Raw genomic sequence first — 5,426 nt, 5'->3', positions numbered from 1 at the left:
ATGGCTCTCCTCCAATATGCTTCTTGTCTCGACAACTCGAATCATACCGGGGCGGGCCGTGCCCTCCTTCCTATCTGGACGCTATCCTGCTGTCAAAGTGCGCAAAAAATTGTACGTTACCCGTTACTTCGCGACGATGTTCACCAGGCGGCCGGGGACCACGACGACCTTCTTCACGTCCTTGCCGGCAAGCGCGGTCTCCACAGCGGCGAGGCCCGCGGACTTCACCTCGTCCTCGGCGGCATCGGCGGCCACGGTGATGCGCGCCTTCACCTTGCCGTTCACCTGCACGGCAAGCTCCACCTCGTCGGCTTTCGCCTGCTCAGGGTCGAACTGGGGCCACGGTTGCACATGCACCGAATCCTCGTGGCCCAGCACGCCGCGCCACAGCTCCTCGGCCCAGTGCGGCGCGATGGGCGCCAGCAGCTTCACGATGGTCTCGGCCAAGTCGATGTCGAACGTCTGCGCGTGGTCGCACGAGCGGCGCATCGCGAGCGGCACCGTGCGCAAATACTCGCTCGTCGCGTTGCACAGCTCCATGACGGCGGCGATGGCCGTGTTGAAGTTGTTGCGGTCGAAATCATCGATCACCTTGCCCACCACGCGATGGCGCTCGCGCAGCGCCGTCTTCGACGCCTTGTGCGCCGCCTCCACGGACGGCTCGCCGCCCGCGAAGAGCGTGTCCTCGTCGGCTGCGCCCGCGAGGTCGCACACGATGCGCCACGCGCGGTTCATGAACTTGTAGATGCCGGCCAAGCCGCCCTCGTCCCACAGGAGGTCCTTGTCGGGCGGGGCCATGAACAGGATGTAGGCGCGCACGGCATCGGCACCGTACTCGGCGATCATGTCCTCGGGCGCGATGACGTTGCCCTTCGACTTGCTCATCGTCTCGCCGTGCTCGTCCTTCACCATGCCTTGGCACAAGAGGTTCTTGAAAGGCTCGCCAACCTCCAGCATCCCCATATCGCGCAGCACCTTCGTGAAGAAGCGGCTGTACAAAAGATGCAGGATGGCATGCTCGATGCCGCCGATGTACTGATCCACCGGCATCCAACGGTTCGCCTTCTCGGGCGCGAACGGCGCGGTATCGTTGTGCGGGTCGGTGTAGCGCAGGTAGTACCAGCTGGAGCAGGTGAACGTGTCCATCGTGTCCGTCTCGCGCCGCGCGGGGCCGCCGCATTGCGGGCACGTGCATTGCGCGAACGCCTCATGCGTGGCAAGCGTCTCGCCCGCCGCAAGGTCGATATCCTCCGGCAGCCGCACCGGCAGATCCTCCTCCGGCACGGGCACAAGGCCGCATTCCGGGCAATGAATGGCCGGGATGGGGTTGCCCCAGTAGCGCTGGCGGCTGATGAGCCAGTCGCGCAAGCGGAACTCCACCTTCTTGCGACCCTTGCCCGCGGCCTCCAAGTCGGCGATGATGGCGTCCACGGCCGGGCTGTGCTTGCCGCCCACAAGGCCGGTGTACTTCCCAGACTGCACCAGCACGCCCTCCGCATCGTAGGCGCGCTCCCAATCCACGCTCGTCACGCGGCGCTCCTGCACACCGTCGAGCTGCGGGAACAGCGGATCGTCCTCACCCAAGATAATCGGGATGATGGGCAGATCGTACTTGCGCGCGAACTCGAAGTCGCGCTGGTCGCCGCACGGCACGGCCATCACCGCGCCGGTGCCGTAGTCGCTCACGATGTAGTCGGCCACCCACACGGGCACCTTCTCGCCGTTCACAGGGTTCACCACGTAGCGCCCGGTGAACGCGCCGTGCTTCTCGCGGTCGCCCTGCGCGCGCTCCACGGCGCTCACCTTCGCGGCCTGCTCCACCACCTCGCGCACGGCGGCCTCGTGCTCGGTGCCGGCCACCAGCTCCATGAGGCCCGGGTACTCGGGCGCGAGCAGGAAGAACGAGCAGCCGAACAGCGTGTCGGGACGCGTGGTGAACACCGTGATAAGGTCATCCTCAGTCGGCTCGGCCGGTGCCTCGCCATCGGGACCGCACAATGTGAACACGACTTCCGCGCCCTCGCTGCGGCCGATCCAGTTCGCCTGCATCTGCTTCACGCGCTCGGGCCAGCCGTCCAGCTGGTCGAGGTCGTCGAGCAGCTCCTGCGCGTAGTCGGTGATCTTGAAGTACCATTGCGTGAGGTCGCGCTTCTCCACCTCGCCGTGGCAGCGCCAGCACTCGCCCTCGGTGACCTGCTCGTTCGCCAGCACGGTCTGGCAGTTCGGGCACCAGTTCACCGGGCTGTTGCGGCGCTCCACCAGCCCGCGCTTCCAGAACTGCAGGAAGATCCACTGGCCCCAGCGGTAGTACTCGGGGTCGCACGCCACCACGGTGCGGTCCCAGTCGTAGCTGAAGCCCATGCGCTTGAAGCTGGCCTTCTGCGTGTCGATGTTGGCGTAGGTCCACTTCGCCGGATGGCTGTTGTGCTTGATGGCCGCGTTCTCGGCGGGCAGGCCGAACGCGTCCCAGCCCATCGGATGCAGCACGTCGAAACCGCGCATCTTCGAGTAGCGCGCGATCACGTCGCCGATGGTGTAGTTGCGCACGTGGCCCATGTGGATGTCGCCCGAGGGATACGGGAACATCTCCAACACGTAGCGCTTCGGCTTGGAGGCGTCCTCGGTCACTTTGTACAGATCGGCGGCCGCCCATTCCTTCTGCCAGCGGGGCTCGATCTCGTGCGGGTTGTACGGTTTCATGGTCATGGTCTGTCCTCGTCAGGTTCGTGCGCACGCGAAAATCCCCCGCATGCGCAGCGCCCTCGCGCGCGTCCACGCGGAAGGCTTGCTTCGCGAATGTTCCCATTATAATGATTGGACGGCGTGAAGCGAAGCGTCAAAACTCCACCTCGCACACGCAGTTCACGCCCATGCGCTCGCAGAGGGCGACGAGCTTCTTGTCGGCGGTGAGCAGGGTTGCCGCGTTGCGCCGAGCAAGCGTGACGTAGAACAGGTCGTACACCGGATGGCTCTGCCGCGCCGCCTCGGCGAACGACTCCGCAGCGTTCTCCTCGAGGGGGACGAATTCGTCAACGAGGCCGAGCGCTTCCGTTATATGCGCCTCGGCATCCTCGACGGAGAGCAATCCAGCACGTGCATACTTCCAAAACGCATTACGCACCTCTGCACGAAACAGCTCAGAGGCGACAACGTGTTCGTCTTTCAGCATCAAGCAGCGAAAACCATAGCCGCGCGAAGTGCCCCGCACCATTTCCACCGCCGCACTGCAATCGAGCACGATCATCGGATGTGACTCAATTCGGGAACGATGCGATCATCGTGCTCCTCGCGCATCTGGCGCACGATCTCCGCCGGCTCGGGAAAATCGTCGGGAACCTCGAACTTCGGAAGCGCGTCGATTCGCTCGAACAGTTTCCTGCGTCGCTCCGCACGCTCTTCAGGAGTTTCCGCAGTTCGATCACTCGTCCGAAGAACCGCATCGGGCCTTTCGACAACAGGACGCACGACCCAGCTAGCAGACCCACCTCCTTGGCGATACGCGCGCAAGTACTCGCGCAGCACGTGGACGGTTTGCTGGGAGATGCTGCGGTCCTGAGCCGCCGCGCATTCGCGCAGCTGGTCGTACAAATCGCTCGGGAAATCCTTCACCTGCAACGCGGGCATGCATTCCTCCTATCAGCATCCGTTCTTCATGCCGATTGCATGATACCACGCGCACACGCTTGAAGGAAGTCACCTTTGCACGAACGTCAGCGTGTCGGCATCCGAGCGCTCCCCGTCGTACGCGTAGCCGCCCACGTCGAAAGCGCGCAGGTCGTCGACGCGTCCGATACCGCGTTCGGCGCACCAGCGCACCATGGAGCCGCGCGCAGCCTTCGCGGCGGTGGCGCGCTGCACGAAACGGCCGCGCCCGTCAACGCTGCCGAACAGGCAGGTGACCACGCGGCAACCCGCGCGCGCGGCATAGGGCACGACCGCCTTCGCGTACTCGACCGATGCCAGATTCACGATGACGTCCGCCTCGGCAGCGATCGCCCGATACAGCGCGTCGCCCCAGAACCCGTACAGATCGCGCGCGCCGTCCACCGCCAGCTTGGCCTGCATCTCGAGACGATAGGGCACCACGCCGTCGAAGGGGCGCAGCACGCCGTAGAAGCCCGACAGGATGCGGAGGTGCCGCTGCAGGTAGTCCAGCTGATCGGCCGTCATCACGCCCGGTGCCATGCGTTGGTACTGGATGCCCTCGTACGCGAGCACCGCCGGCGTGAGCGCAGCCGCATCGCCGCGCACATCCATCGTGCGGAAGCGCTCGAAGTTAAGCTCGGCGAGCGCGTCGCTGCACTGCCAAAGCGCCTTCGCCTCCTCGTAGGAGAGCGCCCGCACCGCGTCGGCCAGCCGCGCGGCCTCGTCCGCGAACATCGGCAACTCGCGCCACCCGAACGCGTCGTCCACCACGTTCATTTTCTTAGCCGGCGATATGATGATGCGCATGCTTTGCCTTTCCTCGGAAACCGTCCCGCAAGCGTAGCACATCGCGCAAGAGCACCGCGTTACAGGCTGATCCCGTAGGTCATGTGCATCATGTAGAAGGCGAAGCGCATCACGAAGATGCCGACAAACACGAGCGCCGACGCGGTGGCGACCGACGCTTTCGACGTGACGCGGCCCCGCAGCAACCCCGCCGCGTCCACCGCGAGCCCAGCCGCCGCGAGCACGCAGAAGGCGATCACCATCGCACCGTACGTCGGAACAAGCTGCTCGGCAGACACGAGGTAGTTCCGCAGAGGCAGCACGCTCGCGCCTTGGGCGACATACACGCCCGCGTTCACCACAAGCGCCGCCAGCGAGAGTGCGAGCAGCGCCCAGCCCGCCTTCCCTTCAAGCGGCTCCCACTGCGCGAGCCGCAGGCCCGCAACGGCCAGCACCGGACCGCCAACCAGCGCGTTCAAACACAGTGCGACAGGAACGAAAGGGGTGTCCCACGTGACCACCGTGCGGCTGGCATAGGCGAGCGCCACCGAGGCCACGAATGCGAACGAGGCGAGAATGGCAGCTCCCATCAGTGCGTTCAACACGCGCGGACGCGCATGCTCGGCGAACTGGTAGAGCCAGTGCAAACCCGATGCGCTCAGGAACAGCACAGCCGCGAACACCTCGTTCGACAAAGGGCTGCGCCCCACGCGGGAGAACACGTACAACGCGTTGTCGGGATTGCCGAGGTGCGTGGCCGAAGCCACCAAGCCCACAAGCGTCACGAGGAAGGGAATGAGCAACGCGCGGCTCACCCGCTTTCGCTCGTCGCCACGCGCCCATAGCGCCGCCGCGCCCATGATGGCGTACGCCACCGCGCCCGACGGCGCGAGCGTCGTGAACAGGACGAGCGTGACCTCGTCGAGGGCGGTGGCGAGCCCGGCCATCGCGCGCGCCTAGCGGTAGAACCGCGGGACGGCGACCTTAAGGCCCCG

General features: G+C 65.5%; 5 protein-coding genes. All 5 read right to left on the bottom strand.

The genetic code is table 11. The features are described 5' to 3' along the window. Positions 1–123: 123 nt before the first annotated feature. The gene (gene leuS, locus C2L80_RS12995; protein WP_087198673.1) at positions 124–2,700 is read right to left on the bottom strand and encodes a leucine--tRNA ligase; all 2,577 of its coding nucleotides are present in this window, start codon (positions 2,698–2,700) and stop codon (positions 124–126) included. A 136-nt stretch (positions 2,701–2,836) separates the two neighbouring features. Beyond that, positions 2,837–3,244, bottom strand: a complete 408-nt coding sequence (locus tag C2L80_RS12990; RefSeq protein WP_087198667.1) for a type II toxin-antitoxin system VapC family toxin — start codon at positions 3,242–3,244, stop codon at positions 2,837–2,839. Continuing rightward, a complete protein-coding gene (locus C2L80_RS12985) occupies positions 3,241–3,624 on the bottom strand; it encodes a hypothetical protein (RefSeq protein WP_087198666.1) in 384 nt (127 codons plus the stop codon). Before C2L80_RS12985 ends, C2L80_RS12990 begins: the two co-directional genes overlap by 4 nt. 69 nt (positions 3,625–3,693) lie before the next feature. Continuing rightward, complete coding sequence (gene yaaA / locus C2L80_RS12980; RefSeq protein ID WP_087198665.1) at positions 3,694–4,452, bottom strand: peroxide stress protein YaaA; 759 nt, start codon at positions 4,450–4,452, stop codon at positions 3,694–3,696. A gap of 59 nt (positions 4,453–4,511) precedes the next feature. After that, positions 4,512–5,378: a dimethyl sulfoxide reductase anchor subunit family protein gene (locus tag C2L80_RS12975; RefSeq protein ID WP_087198672.1), complete on the bottom strand. Its 867-nt coding sequence runs from the start codon at positions 5,376–5,378 to the stop codon at positions 4,512–4,514. Positions 5,379–5,426: the final 48 nt, after the last annotated feature.

It is taken from the genome of Rubneribacter badeniensis (assembly GCF_002899695.1).
In the GTDB taxonomy this organism is placed as follows: domain Bacteria; phylum Actinomycetota; class Coriobacteriia; order Coriobacteriales; family Eggerthellaceae; genus Rubneribacter; species Rubneribacter badeniensis.
Note: the sequence above shows the minus strand (reverse complement) of the source record. Positions and strands in the feature narration are given on the sequence as shown.